General features: G+C 35.7%; 20 protein-coding genes. All 20 read right to left on the reverse strand.

The genetic code is table 11. The annotated features are described in order from the left end of the window. Nucleotides 1-3: 3 nt before the first annotated feature. The 20 genes from atpG to RH915_RS09505 all read right to left on the reverse strand — a co-directional run bounded on the left by atpG (nt 4) and on the right by RH915_RS09505 (nt 15,560). Nucleotides 4-873, reverse strand: coding sequence for an ATP synthase F1 subunit gamma (gene atpG, locus RH915_RS09410; protein WP_310479604.1), 870 nt, complete (start codon nt 871-873; stop codon nt 4-6). A gap of 44 nt (nt 874-917) precedes the next feature. Then, a complete protein-coding gene (atpA, locus tag RH915_RS09415; protein WP_310479605.1) occupies nt 918-2,438 on the reverse strand; it encodes a F0F1 ATP synthase subunit alpha in 1,521 nt (506 codons plus the stop codon). A 17-nt stretch (nt 2,439-2,455) separates the two neighbouring features. After that, nucleotides 2,456-2,998 carry a F0F1 ATP synthase subunit delta gene (locus RH915_RS09420; protein ID WP_310479606.1) on the reverse strand — a complete coding sequence of 181 codons (543 nt, stop codon included), beginning with the start codon at nt 2,996-2,998 and terminating at the stop codon, nt 2,456-2,458. Then, nucleotides 2,986-3,495 (reverse strand): F0F1 ATP synthase subunit B, encoded by a 510-nt coding sequence (gene atpF / locus RH915_RS09425; RefSeq protein ID WP_310479607.1) that lies wholly within the window; start codon nt 3,493-3,495, stop codon nt 2,986-2,988. The genes RH915_RS09420 and atpF overlap by 13 nt, the downstream gene beginning before the upstream one ends. A 72-nt stretch (nt 3,496-3,567) precedes the next feature. Further along, the gene (atpE, locus tag RH915_RS09430; RefSeq protein ID WP_310479609.1) at nt 3,568-3,825 is read right to left on the reverse strand and encodes an ATP synthase F0 subunit C; all 258 of its coding nucleotides are present in this window, start codon (nt 3,823-3,825) and stop codon (nt 3,568-3,570) included. 89 nt (nt 3,826-3,914) lie between these two features. Beyond that, nucleotides 3,915-4,460, reverse strand: coding sequence for an ATP synthase F0 subunit C (gene atpE, locus RH915_RS09435; protein WP_310479612.1), 546 nt, complete (start codon nt 4,458-4,460; stop codon nt 3,915-3,917). A gap of 28 nt (nt 4,461-4,488) precedes the next feature. Continuing rightward, complete coding sequence (gene atpB / locus RH915_RS09440; protein WP_310479613.1) at nt 4,489-5,190, reverse strand: F0F1 ATP synthase subunit A; 702 nt, start codon at nt 5,188-5,190, stop codon at nt 4,489-4,491. A gap of 3 nt (nt 5,191-5,193) precedes the next feature. Next, the gene (locus RH915_RS09445) at nt 5,194-5,607 is read right to left on the reverse strand and encodes an ATP synthase subunit I (protein ID WP_310479614.1); all 414 of its coding nucleotides are present in this window, start codon (nt 5,605-5,607) and stop codon (nt 5,194-5,196) included. A gap of 5 nt (nt 5,608-5,612) precedes the next feature. After that, nucleotides 5,613-5,849 carry an AtpZ/AtpI family protein gene (locus RH915_RS09450; protein ID WP_310479617.1) on the reverse strand — a complete coding sequence of 79 codons (237 nt, stop codon included), beginning with the start codon at nt 5,847-5,849 and terminating at the stop codon, nt 5,613-5,615. A 588-nt stretch (nt 5,850-6,437) separates the two neighbouring features. Beyond that, the gene (locus tag RH915_RS09455; protein ID WP_310479620.1) at nt 6,438-6,896 is read right to left on the reverse strand and encodes a deoxycytidylate deaminase; all 459 of its coding nucleotides are present in this window, start codon (nt 6,894-6,896) and stop codon (nt 6,438-6,440) included. A gap of 24 nt (nt 6,897-6,920) precedes the next feature. Continuing rightward, the gene (gene upp, locus RH915_RS09460; protein WP_310479622.1) at nt 6,921-7,550 is read right to left on the reverse strand and encodes a uracil phosphoribosyltransferase; all 630 of its coding nucleotides are present in this window, start codon (nt 7,548-7,550) and stop codon (nt 6,921-6,923) included. Between the two features lie 52 nt (nt 7,551-7,602). Beyond that, complete coding sequence (rpiB, locus tag RH915_RS09465) at nt 7,603-8,049, reverse strand: ribose 5-phosphate isomerase B (protein ID WP_310479623.1); 447 nt, start codon at nt 8,047-8,049, stop codon at nt 7,603-7,605. Nucleotides 8,050-8,331: 282 nt separating this feature from the next. Further along, complete coding sequence (locus tag RH915_RS09470) at nt 8,332-9,027, reverse strand: low molecular weight protein arginine phosphatase (protein WP_310479624.1); 696 nt, start codon at nt 9,025-9,027, stop codon at nt 8,332-8,334. Between the two features lie 22 nt (nt 9,028-9,049). Further along, nucleotides 9,050-10,102 carry an L-threonylcarbamoyladenylate synthase gene (locus RH915_RS09475; protein ID WP_310479626.1) on the reverse strand — a complete coding sequence of 351 codons (1,053 nt, stop codon included), beginning with the start codon at nt 10,100-10,102 and terminating at the stop codon, nt 9,050-9,052. A 2-nt stretch (nt 10,103-10,104) separates the two neighbouring features. Further along, nucleotides 10,105-11,517 (reverse strand): peptidoglycan D,D-transpeptidase FtsI family protein, encoded by a 1,413-nt coding sequence (locus tag RH915_RS09480; protein WP_310479628.1) that lies wholly within the window; start codon nt 11,515-11,517, stop codon nt 10,105-10,107. Between the two features lie 2 nt (nt 11,518-11,519). Beyond that, on the reverse strand, nt 11,520-12,710 hold the full coding sequence (locus RH915_RS09485) for an FtsW/RodA/SpoVE family cell cycle protein (RefSeq protein ID WP_310479630.1): 1,191 nt from the start codon (nt 12,708-12,710) through the stop codon (nt 11,520-11,522). Beyond that, the gene (locus RH915_RS09490) at nt 12,710-13,147 is read right to left on the reverse strand and encodes an FHA domain-containing protein (RefSeq protein WP_310479632.1); all 438 of its coding nucleotides are present in this window, start codon (nt 13,145-13,147) and stop codon (nt 12,710-12,712) included. The genes RH915_RS09485 and RH915_RS09490 overlap by 1 nt, the downstream gene beginning before the upstream one ends. Nucleotides 13,148-13,322: 175 nt before the next feature. Further along, complete coding sequence (locus tag RH915_RS09495; RefSeq protein WP_310479633.1) at nt 13,323-14,060, reverse strand: ZIP family metal transporter; 738 nt, start codon at nt 14,058-14,060, stop codon at nt 13,323-13,325. A 435-nt stretch (nt 14,061-14,495) separates the two neighbouring features. After that, nucleotides 14,496-14,993 (reverse strand): preQ(1) synthase, encoded by a 498-nt coding sequence (gene queF, locus RH915_RS09500; RefSeq protein ID WP_310479634.1) that lies wholly within the window; start codon nt 14,991-14,993, stop codon nt 14,496-14,498. Nucleotides 14,994-15,053: 60 nt separating this feature from the next. Beyond that, entirely contained in the window at nt 15,054-15,560 is a 507-nt protein-coding gene (locus RH915_RS09505) for a QueT transporter family protein (RefSeq protein ID WP_310479635.1), read from the reverse strand. Between the last annotated feature and the right edge of the window lie 269 nt (nt 15,561-15,829).

Raw genomic sequence — 15,829 nt, forward strand, 5'->3', positions numbered from 1 at the left:
CGATCATTTAAGTGCTTCTGCTCCACCAACAATCTCAGCAATCTCTTGAGTTATTGATGCCTGTCTTGCACGGTTATATTTAAGCTCTAGCTTATCAATCATATCTATCGCATTATCTGTCGCACTTTCCATTGCTACCCTTCTAGCACCTTGTTCACTTGTAGCGGATTCAATTAAGGCACCATAGACCATGCTTCTGACGTATTTAGGAATCAAGTAATCTAAAAATACCTCAGCGGATGGCTGAAATTCCATAAATTCTTGTTCCTCCATAGTATCTTCACTGGTTTCTGAAGCATCCACCTCTAGGGGTAGTAATTTCATGACTTTTGGTTGATGAGAAATTGTACTTACAAACTCTGTGTACACTAAATTAACCTCATCTACCTCCCCTTGATCATATAAATCTATTGCTAGCCCTGCTACGTTTTCAGCATCTTGCAAACTAGGGTTTTCAGAAATTTGCATAAAGTCTCCAAACAGATGATAGTTACGTTTTTTAAAATAATCCCTTGACTTTGTGCCAATAGCAACAATGGATGTATTGTCTTTATGATCCATGTGATTTAGGGCGGCTTTGATGGCATTTGTATTATAACCTCCACACAATCCCCTATCTCCAGTAATCACAATATATAATGCTTTTTTCACTTCTCTTTTATTAATATATGGATTGTTAATATTATTAGCAGAAGCCATTAACTCTCCAACTGTATTTTTAATTGTTGTAAAATATGAACGAGACTGTTCCAAGCGTTGTCTTGCTTTTCGAAGTTTTGCTGATGAAACTAACTCCATCGCCTTAGTAATCTGCTTTGTACTGTTAACGCTTTTAATTCGTCTCTTTATATCTCTCATACCTACTCCAGCCAATATTTCACCTCCCATATTTGGGTATTTAGCCGCTGGCTACATGTTTAAGCTTGTTTTTCTTCTTTAAATTGTTTTTTGAACTCATTTATTGCATCAATTAGTTTTTGTTCTGTTTCTTTATCTAAATTTCCAGTATCAATGATATTTTTTCCGATTTCCGAGTACTGAGTATTCACATAATCTAAGAAACCTTTTTCAAATGCTTTTATATCTTCTACTGCAATATCCGCCAAATATTTATTAATAACCGCGTAGATGATCATTACCTGATTTTCAACAGGCATTGGGTCATATTGTGGTTGTTTTAACATCTCAACCAGTCGTTCCCCTTGTGATAATCTCGCTTGGGTTTCTTTATCTAATTCAGAACCAAATTGAGCAAAAGCTGCAAGCTCTCTGTATTGGGCTAGCTCTAACCTTAGCTTTCCAGAAACTTTTTTCATTGCTTTAATTTGCGCTGCGCCCCCAACCCTGGATACTGAGATCCCAGCATTAACTGCAGGTCGTACTCCCGAGTGAAATAACTCTGACTCAAGGAATATCTGACCATCAGTAATCGATATAACATTGGTTGGAATATACGCAGATACATCACCAGCTTGGGTTTCAATAATCGGTAGGGCGGTTAATGATCCTCCACCACGTTCATCATTTAGTTTCGCTGCCCGCTCAAGAAGTCTACTATGTAAATAGAAAACATCTCCTGGGTAAGCCTCACGACCAGGTGGACGTCTTAATAATAACGACATTGTACGGTAAGCTACCGCATGCTTGGATAAATCGTCATAAATGATTAAAACATGCTTACCATTTTCCATAAACTCTTCACCCATAGCACAACCTGAATATGGTGCTATATATTGTAATGGTGCAAGCTCACTAGCTGTAGCAGATACAATAATAGTGTAATCCATTGCACCATTTTGCTCTAATGTATCTTGTATTTGTGCAACGGTAGATTTTTTCTGTCCAATAGCAACATAAATACAGATTACACCAGTATCTTTTTGATTAATAATTGTATCAATGGCTATAGCAGTTTTACCTGTCTGTCTATCACCGATGATCAGCTCCCTTTGACCCCTTCCAATTGGAATCATAGAGTCAATGGATTTCAGCCCTGTTTGTAATGGCTCTTCAACAGACTTTCTTGCAATAATTCCCGGTGCTACTCTTTCAACTTCTCTATGTTTATCCGTGTTGATTGGTCCTTTACCATCAATGGCTTGCCCTAATGCGTTTACAACACGACCAAGTAGTGCATCTCCAACCGGCACCTCAACAATTTTTCCAGTTCTTTTAACCGTGTCGCCCTCTTTAATGTTGTCATCTGATCCTAAAAGAACACAACCTACATTGTCTTCCTCTAAGTTTAGGGTCATACCATATACATCTCCAGGGAATTCAAGAAGCTCACCAGCCATACATTTTTCTAAACCATGTATTCTGGCAATCCCATCACCCACCTGAATAACAGTACCGACATCTTTGATTTCTAATTTATTTTCGTACCTTTTAATTTGCTCTTTAATAATAGAGCTAATCTCTTCAGGTCTAAGATTCACGCATTTCACCCCTATTCCTATATTATGATTTCCGCTAATTGTTGTTTTACATGTCCTAAACGCCTTTTAAGGGTACCATCAATGACTTTATCTCCCATTTTTATTAGCACGCCACCTAGGACAGTGGTATCTACTTCATTTTTTAATGACACAGTTTTTTTAGTAACTGAGGACAGCTTTTGCTCTAATACAGAGATATCTGCCTCACTCATAGGAATAGCAGTTATTGCTACAGCCTCTTCACGATTTTCTACTGCATCACACATGGTTTTAAATTTTTTCGAAATATCTTTTATGTAACTATATCTTGTTTTATCCAGTAAAATAGATAGAAAGTTTTGTACTTCTTGAGAGACTTTTCCCTCTAGCACTTTAGATAATACCTGCTTCTTTTCTTCCGATGTCACCAAAGGAGTTTTTAGCAGTTCATCGAATTCTGGATGTGCTTTTAATATATTTACAATGCTCTCTAATTCACCTTGCACTTCTTTATGTTTATTCGATTCATAAGCAACGTCGAAAAGGGCTCTGGCGTATCTGTTTGCAACTAATTCAGCCATTGTTCTTCCCCTACCTCTTCAATAAACTCTTTTATAAGCGCATGATGGGATTGTTCATCAATCTCTTTTTCAATTACTTTCGTCGCAGCTAAAATGGAAAGTCCAGATATTTCATCCTTAAGTAAGTTAGCTGCTTTTTGTCTTTCTCTTTCTATATCACGCATGGCCCTATCCATAATTTTTTGCGCTTCATCTTGTGCTTCTTTAATAATTTCATTGCTGCGCTCATCGGCTTTTTTCGTTGCCTCTTTAATCATTTGATTTCTTTCTTCTTTTATGTTTTCAAGCTTAGCCGTGTACTCCGCTTTCACTTGATCCGCTTCTTCATTTTTAACCTTAGCCTCTGTTAAAGCATTTTCTATCCCTTTGGTCCTGTTTTCCATAAACTCTGTAACAGGCTTAAATAATAGTCGCTTTAATATGGCATAGATAATTAAAAAGTTAATAATAGTGAAGAAAAATGTCCAACCAAATTCCACTAATCCCATAGATCCCATATACTATTGCCTCCTTTCTTTACCTTTGGAAGGTCCTCCTTCCTGTTTTAAAAGCTATAGATAAAATCTGGATTATACTAGTGGATTTGCAAATAACAGTAGTAATGCAATAATTAATCCGTAGATACCAGTTGTCTCCGCAACCGCTGCACCAAGTAGCATTGTTCTTGTAATATCCCCTTGGGCTTCTGGCTGTCTTCCTACACTCTCTGCTGCTTTACCTGCGGCGTATCCCTGACCGATCCCAGCTCCGATACCTGCGATCATTGCTAATCCTGCTCCTATTGCTGATGCTGCTAAGACTAAGGCTTCTCCTGTAATTGGTTCCATAATATAACTCCTCCTTTAAATTTTAAATTATTTTTATATTTTAAATTTTCCTCTGTATTGACCTTTACTTTTAAAATCAAGTAATGCGTCTATAACAGTGGGTTTGCAAACAATAATAATAAGGCAATAATCATGGCATATATACCCGTTGTTTGGGCAACTGCCTGTCCTAGAAACATTGTTCTAATGATAGCTGACTGATGTTTTGGTCTTTTCCCTACCATCTCAGCCCCTTTTCCTGCTGCAATTCCTTGACCTATTCCTGCTCCAATTCCTGCAATCATCGAAAGACCTGCACCAATTGCGGATGCAACCATTACGATTGCTGTTCCCTCCATGCCTATTAGCGGATTGGCAAATAACATAATGAGGGCAACCACCAAGGATAGGATCCCGGATGTTTCTGCTACTGCAGCCCCTAAAAGCATTACCATCGTTGCCTGCTTCCCACTTTTACGATTGTAACTTACTGCTTCGGCGCCTTTTCCTGCAGCGATTCCTTGGCCTATACCAGGACCAATTCCAGCAATCATTGCTAAACCGACACCAATAGCCGTGGCGGCAGCTACAAGGGCACTTGTTTCAAAGGTCATTAGCCAATCTAAAAATACTGTTATAAAATTTGCATTTTCCAATTTTTCACCCCCTAGGCGGCAAATTAAATTAATCCATTGCTACGGATACAAATACCATCGTAAGCATGATGAATATGAAACTTTGTAATACACCTGCAAAAATATCAAAATATAGATGCAGTGCTACTGGTATCCCCGCTTGAAATATGGGGAAAAACTCTAACCCTACTGCTTCACTTACTGACAACAACCCACCATAAGCCAGTGCCATAATGATTAAGCCACCTACAATGTTACCAAACAAACGAAAGGAAAGAGAAACAGGGGTTGCCAATTCACTTATAATATTCAATGGTAACATAAATGGAAATGGTTCCATGAAACCCTTCAGATAGCCTCCTACACCTTTGCTTTTTGCGCCAAAGAAGTGAATCATCAGAAAGGTCAAAGCTGCTAAGGCAAAGGTTGTATTGACATCTGCAGTCGGTGGTCTTAGCCCTACTAGCCCTAATACATTTGAGACTGTTATAAATAGAAAAAGTGCCCCAATGTAGCTGCTAAAGTATTTTTTATCTTCTCCCATGGTCTGAGATGTTAAATTGTTAATTACTTCTACTAAAGCTTCTACTACATTTTGTTTCCCTGTAGGCACTTTTTTCATGACCCTGGTGCTTACAATTGCAAATATGGTTAATGCAATCATAATAATCCATGTATTTACAACAGTATCAGTAATAGGGATGCCACCAAAAATCGGAATTTCAAAGATAATCTGTGGTCCAAACTCCATCTATTATTCCTCCTTTCTTTGAAAAATATTTTTAAAATATTGTTTGTTATTAAATAAACCTTTTTTTATTATTACAAATTTAATTGTAATTAATCCTATTATTGTTCCTAGTACATGAATATGTGGCCTGATGATCGATATGTAAATGACAATTCCAGTTAGGGCATATCTTATTAAGTATCTTGAAGCAGCATAAAATTTCGCCTTAGAATCAGACATATTCAGTGCTTTGTTTAAAGTTATGTACAATAGTCTGAAGTTCAATATTGCAATAATTGTGCCAAATAGCATTCCGACAACAAAGGGCCTACCTAAATCTGTAAGAAAATAAGTCAATAAAGCAATCAATGCATTAAGCATTATAACGCCTTTGACTATTAAAATCTGTGTGCTTTTTACCTCGGTACTTCCATTCAATATATTCACTTCCTTGGATTTTTTTTCGTGTCTTTTAATCCCAACTTAAATAAATTCATAAAAGCAACGATTATGCCACAAATAATTAGGATAAATAAAAATATTGGACCTGTATTTAAGCGGCGATCAATCCAGTTACCTATATATACCCCCGCAATAATTGGTATAATCATAGAAATTCCAATCTGGGTAACTAATGCTAAATTTTCTAATATGCCTAAATTTTTATATTTGTTACTCATAATGTCCCCTTTCAAACTTATAATTACACGTAATCAAACTAAAATAGTTTAAATATTTGGGGGAAGTCTTTATAAATTTGTTAAATTACTGTACACTAATTTAATTCCACTTAACAATCCCAAACATTTTTATTATATTATCTGTTATTCAATAAAATACTAGAAATATCCTTTAAAGAAAAATTAAATATTTTTTTCACAATCATTTTTCTGTTAGTCATCCTGAGCAAGGGGCAAGTTGGAAAGCGAAAAGTTGGAAAGTTGGAAAGTAGAAAGTTGGAAAGGGAAAAAACAAAACCGGATACTTCACTTTCGTTCAGTATGACGGAAAGTTGGAAAGCGAAAAGTTGGAAAGTAGAAAGTGGGAAGGGAAAAGACAAAAACAGGATACTTCACTGTTGTTCAGTATGACGGGAAGTTAGCAAGTGGAAAGGGAAAAAATAAAACCGGATACCTCACTTTCGTTCAGTATGACGGGAAGTTAGCAAGCGGAAAGTTGGAAAGCAGAAAGTGGAAAGGGAAAGATAAAACCACAAAAAAAAACACTGAGTCATTGACTCAGTGCAGAAATAACGACTTATTAATTTGTTATACAACCACTTCTTTTGCATTCGCTATAATCATCTCTACTCCAGCTTCCTTTAGGATATTCTCTGATAAAGCATCTGGATAATCCCCTTGGAATACTAAAGTATTTATCCCAGCATTCACGATCATTTTGGCACAAATCACACAGGGTTTATGGGTAACATACATGGCTGCCCCTTTAATAGATGCACCATGTAGTGCAGCTTGTATAATAGCATTTTGTTCCGCATGAAGCCCTCTACAAAGTTCATGTCTTTCTCCAGAAGGAACATTTAATTCCTCCCTTAAGCATCCTGTTTCATCACAGTGGGCAATACCTGTGGGTGCACCATTATAACCACTTGCCAAAATGCGTTTCTCTTTAACAATAACTGCTCCAACCTTGCGACGACTGCAAGTCGCTCTTTTTTTAACAACTCCGGCTATTTCCATAAAATATTCATCCCAATGTGGACGCATGTTTATCCCCCTTTTAAAACCTAACTATTTTGTTCCAAATAGACGATCTCCAGCATCTCCTAATCCTGGAATGATGTAAGCATGTTCGTTTAATCTCTCGTCAACTGAAGCAACGTAAATATCAACATCATCATGAGCTTTTTGAACCGTAGCAACGCCTTCCGGTGATGCGATTAAGCAAACTAACTTTATTGAAGTTGCGCCTCTATCTTTTATAAACTGAATCGCTGCATTAGCAGATCCACCAGTCGCTAGCATTGGATCAAGAACGATCAGCTCTCTTTCTTCAACATCTGAAGGTAGTTTACAATAGTATTCTACCGGTTGTAATGTTTCTGGATCTCTATATAACCCAACATGTCCAACTTTTGCAGCTGGCATAAGTTCTAGCATCCCATCAACCATCCCTAAACCTGCTCTTAGAATCGGTACGATCCCTAGTTTTTTTCCTGCAATCGCTTTAGACTTGGTTTTACAAACCGGTGTTTCTATATCTATTTCCTCTAAAGGTAAATCCCTTGTAATTTCATATCCCATTAGCATAGATATTTCTTTTACTAGGTCTCTAAAATCCTTAGAACCTGTATTTTTATCCCTAATTAATGTTAACTTATGTTGAATTAATGGATGATCAATTGTTACTACTTTGCTCATTAATAATTTCCTCCTAGTTAGTTTTATTCATTTTTTATATTCTAAATTTCCTCTAACAATACTTCTTTTCTAGGTCAGCTATTTTATCTATTCTTTTTTGATGTCTGCCCCCTTCAAATGCTGTCGCAATCCATATATCAACAATTTCTAAAGCTAGTCCTGGACCTACAACTCTGCCTCCTAGGGCAAGTATGTTACTATCGTTATGCTGCCTTGTTGCTTTTGCAGAGAAACAATCAGACACTGTAGCACATCTAACTCCCGGCACTTTATTTGCAGCAATGGAAATGCCAATCCCTGTACCGCATATGAGAATGCCTCTGTCAAATTCACCTTTCACTACTGCTTCACTTACGGGTAAAGCAAAGTCAGGATAATCACAAGAATCTTGTGAATCCGTACCAAAATCCTTTAGTTCAAATCCCTTTTTTTCTAGATGGTCCTTAATTAATTCCTTTAATTCCAAACCGCCATGGTCACTTCCTAGGGCAATTTTCATTTCTTATCCCTCCTAAATCTAAATTGATAAAGGTACTTTAACAACCTCTACTACAAAGTCAAACCCGAGATCCTTTATATACACTCAGGATGACATCCACTATCAAACCTGATTTTAAATACTTAAGCGCTCCACACTAAGATATTTTGTCATTCTGAACAGCGTGAAGAATCTCAGTTTTGTGATTCTAAATACTTAAGTGAACAAGTTGTAAATATATTTCATTGATAGCATCCGATACTAAATATAATTTAACACTTTCCTAAAGTACAATAAAATCCTCTATATATTAAATACTTTTTGAAGCAATTTTTCAAGACATTCTTCGATTTCTTTTGCACTATGTCTATAAACATCGATTGGTTGACCGAATGGGTCCATAATATCGATATTTGGCATTTTCTTTTTTAACCGAATTAGTTCATCTTCATCTTCTCCAATTTCTTCTCGAAATTCATCTTCGATACGATTTAATTCCTTCGTAATAGCATCTAATTCTTTCAATAAAGCTTCCCTCTTTTTCTTTAATTCTTGAAGCCTATCAATATTATTAGCCAAAAACTTCTGTTTCTTTCCTTCAATATTTTTATATACTTCATTCATTGCATCCAAAACATCATCTGTTTTTTCTACACCATTAACATACTCTTTAAGTGTAAAAACTTTATCCTTTGATTCGGGCTGCAATTCCAATACAGCATGCTTATGATTACTTGTCATTGTAAGGACAATATCTGCATTGTCAATCATATCTATTGTTAATGGTTTGGACTTATGTTTTTCAAGACTAATTCCTTTTTCTTTTAGAACTTCAACGGCCTGAATCGAAGCTTTATCTTCATCCATAGCACTTACTCCCGCTGATAATATTTCGATTTCATTGTCACCCTTACTGGAATTTAGTTTGTTTTTTAGCAATGCTTCAGCCATTGCACTTCTACAAGTATTTCCTGTACATACAAACAAAATACGCTTCATCATTAACACCCTTTCTAACTAACTACACACTTATAATCCGATAAGCAGCCGCTTTTGTTAGACGATTCATTACGGCCTGTCCGATTTCTTTTTCTTCTACCCCTTCTGTTAATATAATATCCACGTCGGTTTTATCAAATTCTCTCAGTAGACGAAATACATTTGAAGCAACGATCTGTAAATTTTCACGACTCCCCATAGATTTTGCAATAACCCCTTGGTAATTAGAAATCGTTTCATCAAAACATAGTACACCAACTTTACTCCCTTGATCCATATAGTTCTGAGACATTTTTTTTATTTCACTTATTACAGGCGATTCCTCCCCTTTAATAATGATCACCTTTGCCTTTGGAGCATAATGGGTATATTTCATTCCTGGGGACTTAGGCTTATTTTCTGTGTGTTCTTTACTATTAAGGTTCGGATCTACTTCCACTTTTCCTAACACAGTTTCTAAAGCCTCCCTTGTTACGCCCCCTGGTCTTAAAATCATAGGCACTTCCCCGGTCATATCGAGCACTGTCGACTCTAGCCCTACATGACAATCATCACCTACAACAATCCCTTCAACACGATTATTCAAATCCTCTATAACATGCTCGCCTTTTGTTGGACTAGGCCGCCCAGAAATATTTGCACTAGGCGCAGCAATGGGTAACAAGGTTTCCTTAATTAAGGCTAAGGCAATAGGATGATCTGGCATGCGCAGTGCCACTGTGTCTAGGCCAGCTGATACCACACTAGGAATTTTTTCTGACTTTTCTAAAACAATGGTCAAAGGACCAGGCCAAAAACTTTTCATTAGTGCTATAGCAGATTTAGGTAATGCTTTTACTAAAGGGTTTACTTCATCTATGCTAGACACATGTACGATTAAGGGATTATCAGAGGGTCTTCCTTTTGCTTTAAATATTTTTTGTACCGCTTCTGTGTCTAAAGCATTTGCACCTAACCCATAGACTGTTTCTGTAGGAAAAGCAACTACCCCACCGTTTTTGATCATCTGAGCCCCTTTTTTTATTAAATTACTATCTAAATTATTTTCTTCCATGTCTAAAATTACTGTTTTCAAAGCTAGTTCCCACCTTTTCTTAAAGCCGCATTTATCATTTCTCTAGCCATAGGTGCCGCGGCTGCTCCTCCGGTTCGACCTTCATTCTCTAACACAACAGCAACTGCTATTTGGGGATTTTCCTCCGGTGCAAAAGCAATAAACATTGCGTGATTATCCCGGCCGCCTACTTGGGCAGTGCCAGTTTTCCCTCCTACATTCACACCTGGTATGCCCGCAGCCCTACCAGTACCTTGATCTACCGCCGTAACCATCATTGCTTTTAATGCTTCAGCAGTATCTTCAGCGATTACCCTATAGGATTCAGTGGACAGGCGATCGATAACCCTACCTCCAGGACTGTGAACTTCTCTTACAAATCGTGGCTCTATTAAAATTCCGTTATTGGCAATCGTGCTTGCTACTAAGGCCATATGCATTGGTGTCATTTCTACTTTACCTTGACCAATAGCAGCTTCCATTAATTCAGATGTCGTCATTTCCCGTCCTTCCGGAATGCGACTTTGTATTGCAACCATATCCGTGTTGATCGACCTTCCTAGGAAAAATCTATGAGAAATGTCCAAAACTTTTCTTGGTCCTAATTCATGGGCCATACGTACAAAATTCGTATTGCATGACACTGCAACGGATTGCGTTAAATCTACAGGGCCGTGACCATCTAGATTATAATCCTTAATCTGATGTCCCTCTATTTCTATTGAGCCTTCACAGCTATATTCAGGTTCAATTTGATCCAGGTTTTCTAATACTGCCGCAGCAATGACCATCTTAAAGGTTGAAGCAGGAGGATATAAGTCCTGCAGACTTCTATTTACTAAGGGACGTCCTTCAATATCACTGGTTAAATCATCCCAATTTTCTCTTAAAGTATTTGGATTAAAATCTGGCTTACTAACCATGGCTAATACTTCTCCAGTATTAGGCTGCAACGCAACAATAGATCCTCTTTTCCATCTAAGTAGCCTTTCAGCTGTACTTTGCAGTTCGTGATCTATTGTTAGTATTAAATCGTTTCCTTGGATCATATCTCCAGTAATTTGTTCTCTAATTCTTGAAACAGGACTGTCAGTTAACCCCATTAAAGTATCATTAAAATGAGACTCCAGCCTTGTTCTTCCGTACTGTTTACTATTGTAACCAATTACATGACTATATAGGTTATTATGTGGATAGATCCGCGTAGGAACCCCGCCTATGACTTCAGTATCTGCTAACAAAATCGTATTACGATCAAAAATTCTTCCTCGCATTGTATTATCTTCTCGAATCCACTGTCTTCTATTGTAAGGATTTGAAACAATTTCCTGACTAACAGCGATTTGAAAATAAGTCATATACACAATGATACTTAAAAATAAGCAACTACTGAGAATAATGAGATGAATGATTTTTTTGTTATGATTTGCTCTCAAAATCAGCTCAACTCCATTTGAGTATTTTTTGATATCCCTTGTAAAATCCCAAAAGCAATAAAGGCAGTAACCAAGGAACTACCACCATAGCTAACAAAGGGTAAGGTTATACCTGTAAGCGGAATTAGTTTTATCACCCCACCAATGATGATAAATGTCTGATAACTATAAGTAAGTGTAATACCTAAGGCTACAATTCTTTTAAATTTATCCTCAGTATGTAATACAATTTTGAAGCCTCTGTACACCAAAATAAAGTATAACAATACCACACCTATTCCACCAAACAAGCCCATTTCCTCACAAATAGCTGAAAATATGAAATCCGTATGCACTTCCGGAATAAAATCCGGGCGTCCCATCCCTAAGCCTGTCCCAAAAAAACCTCCTTCAGCAATTGCGAAAAGAGATTGGGTAATTTGATACCCTCTACTTGCAATATTTTCCCATGGATTAATCCAGGCTTCAAATCTAATTTGAACGTGATTCATTGTGTAGTATCCTACAATAACAATAGCAAAGGCACCTGCTATATTCAAAAGTAGTAGTTTTTGGTCTTTGCTAAAAACATAAAAAACACTTAAAAATATACCATAAAACAACATTGCCATGCCTAAATCTCGTTGAAAAAAAAGTAGTAATATATGTAAATATGCAATACCAGTAAAAATATATACATTTTTTAGCTTCTTGGGATAGGTAAAGTATGCAGCTATAAAAAAAACATAAATAATCTTAATTATTTCAGCTGGTTGAAAAGTAAAATTACCAATACGAATCCAGTTTGTTGCCCCTTTTACCGTTGTACCAAGCGTAAAAGTTAATAAAAATAATAATAATCCTCCAGCAATATAAAGGTACACATAAGATTCCCAGTTCCTTATTTTAATAAATATCACATAGCTTAAAAAGAATAATATTACACCAAACACGTACCACAGGATTTGCCTTAGCCCTGTTGATGGATTCAAGCGATAAATCATTGTAATCCCAATACTAGAAAGCAAAGATATAATTAAAAATAAATAAGGATCACCCATTTTTGCTTTTTTTATGATGTAGTATCCTAATACCGTAACTAATGTAAGGCCTGCACCTGCGGCTAGTATGTACATATTTTCATGATCAATGAATAAGTATATTAGTAAGAAAAATAATGTATTTATTATGACCACAATGTTTAATGGACGCATCAACCCGTCTCCTTTATAAAAACGAATTCACTTAAACCAAAACTCATTCTATCGCCGTTTTTAAGTTTAACAACATCTTCTATTTTTTCACCATTTAAATAAGTCCCATTCACACTACCTAAATCCTCTAAGAAATAATCCTCATCATAAGTAATTAAGGCATGCTTCGTAGATACGAACTTATCATTTAGAAAAATATTATTTTCTTTTCCTCTACCTATTGAAGTTTTTTCTTTCATTGGATAAAAAGAATCTACCTCAAAATCAAGCTTTTTACTCGAGGTAAGTAATTTTAAAATGGGACCATCTATATTATTTTCTTCACTTTTTTGCATGGTTTTTACATCCATATAAATTAGTCGGATAATACTAAATATGAAGTAATAAATTAAAAATATAAAAACATAACGTATTGTCCATGATAGTATCGCAAACATCAAGATCCCTCTTCTTTATGATTTCAATTTGTTGCTTGTGTCACTGTATTACAAAAGAAAACAAGACAGCAAAATTTTAAGCATTTAAGGTGTATTTTTTATACTTATTTTAATCTAACTTTAGAATTTCCCTACTTATATTCTATACCAAAAAGTAGTAATTAAACAACTGTTGCTAAAATGTTTTAGAAACAATCATACCTAGTATAAAGCCAAAAACAGAGAAAACAGTAGAAAAACGTCCTTGATTTAAGGACTTTGACCTTGGAATCAACTCTCCAAAAGTAATATAGAGCATCGTACCTCCCGCAAAAGCTAAGCATATTCCTATAAATTCATAAGCGACACTACCAATTAAAGCCCCTAAATAAGCGCCTAATCCCATTGGTGCCCCCGCTAATAACGTAAGACTAAAGGCTTTTAACTTTGAGTACCCTGCAACTCTCAATGGCGTAACCATTGCAATACCTTCAGGCATATTATGTAAAGCAATTACTACGGCCAAACCAATTCCTAAACGTTCTTGGGCAACAAATCCTGATCCGATCGCTAACCCCTCTGGGAAATTATGTAATGCAATACCAATTCCTAATAGTACAGAGGTTTTTATGTAGGCAGCATGCTTCCCTCGGTTTTTAAACTGGATCTTTGATACAAACCCATCAAGATATGCTGCCCCCATGGTCCCAATACAGACCCCAGCAGCAGTTCCCCACACACTTCCTAAGGCAAAAGCCTCGGGTAGTAGCTCAAAAGTTACAATAGCAACCATTAATCCACTGGAAATACCAATTACACCACTTAAAAACTTTTTTGAAGGACGATTTAAAATAAAAGCCATAATACCACCCATACCAGTACCAATTATTCCTACAGATAAGCCAATGAGCGTCGTTCTAAGTATTACATTCATCAGTGGTCCCCCCTTAAATTCCCCTTGTTAAAAGACAATTATTATATGTATATTCTATAGATTAGAAAAATATAGCTTTTGTTTTTAATGATGGGCTAATAAGGAGTTATATTTTATTTATTTATTTATTTATTGGACTAAATTTAATTGTGCAATTCTTCATTTAACTTTCTCAATAGATGAAATTGCATAATTACATTATTGAAGGTTTTCATAGAATAAATTTAAAGAATGTTACCTGAGGTCGCGCCTCATTTGTTGACTTTTATCATTGAATTTATAGTAAAAAATAAGTCGACAAATTCGAAGCAGGGAAGGTATATTTTTTATATTTATTCGTCTAAATTTAATTATGCAATTTCCTCAAATATATAGTTTCCTCAATAAAAAAGAGTTCTAGGTTTTTATTTTAAATAACCTAGAACTCTTTTTTATTTATCGATTGTCAATTGTCTCTGGATACATGTCATGCCACATCAAACGTTTCTCCGCAGTTTTTTCCCATTTCGTTCCCTCTTTACCATAATTACAGTAAGGATCAATAGAAATACCGCCTCTTGGTGTAAACTTACCCCAAACTTCAATATATTTAGGATTCATTAGTTTAATTAAATCTTTCATAATAATATTAATACAATCTTCATGGAAATCTCCGTGATTTCTAAAACTTAATAGATACAGTTTTAAGGACTTGCTCTCAACTAAAGTTTCATCTGGAACGTAAGATATATATATTGTAGCAAAATCTGGCTGACCTGTCTTAGGGCAAAGACTTGTAAATTCAGGACAGTTGAATTTTACAAAATAATCATTTTCAGAATGCTTATTCATAAAGCATTCTAATACTTCTGGATCATAGTCATAGTTATACTTAACCCCTTGATCCCCTAATAAGGTTACGCCTTCTAATTCTTTTTCATCTCTACCATCCATTTATAATCCTCCTCATTCTTTTCTTCTGAATTGTCTTCTTCTGAATCATCTTCTTATGTCTTAAATTTTATGTCTTAAATTTTTCACTAATAAAACACCTAATATTCCTGGAATAATTTGTCCTATAATAATACTTGTCGCTAAAATCTGATAAGGGACACCGATTAAATAGGACAACCATATAGGTACAATTAGCCCAGGTCCTAATATAATGGGTATTGCAATTAACCAATCGCTTAGTTTTAGTTTTTTAATAAAGTACACTGCCGACGTTGTAATAACACCTACAATAAAACCACCAACAATATCAAAAATGCCCAATCCACCCATTAAGGTATTACTTAGAAGATTACTTAGTCCTAAAGGGATAATTAGAAAAGGGTATATTGCACCTAATCCATATATTGATGTTGCTACCCTAATTTGATATTGTCCAAATGCAAAATGTTGTGTCATGATCATAATCGTTATATATAGGGCCATAACAATTCCAGAAATGGTTAATTTCCTTACTAAGGGTATTGATTCGCTATTTTCTTTTAAACCTTTACTAGTTTTTGATTTCATTGTTTCCTCCTTGTTTTCTTAAGATATGCATCCTAGGTCATAAAACAAAGCACTTAAGCAAACAGGAGTGGTATTTTATTGCATGAGAAATTTGCATATCAAATTTACACAAATAAAAAAGGGCCTACTGGCCCCAATAAAATTAAAATCAAAAGATTTCACTCAAATCGCCTAGTTTTGTTTTTAGACAGGATGGTCTCGAACTGAACTGTCTTATTTAGTTTTGTTTATTATATCATAATTCTCCTAAACACTTCAACAACATTGAA

It is taken from the genome of Serpentinicella sp. ANB-PHB4, from assembly GCF_031432315.1.
In the GTDB taxonomy this organism is placed as follows: Bacteria; Bacillota; Clostridia; order Peptostreptococcales; family Natronincolaceae; genus Serpentinicella.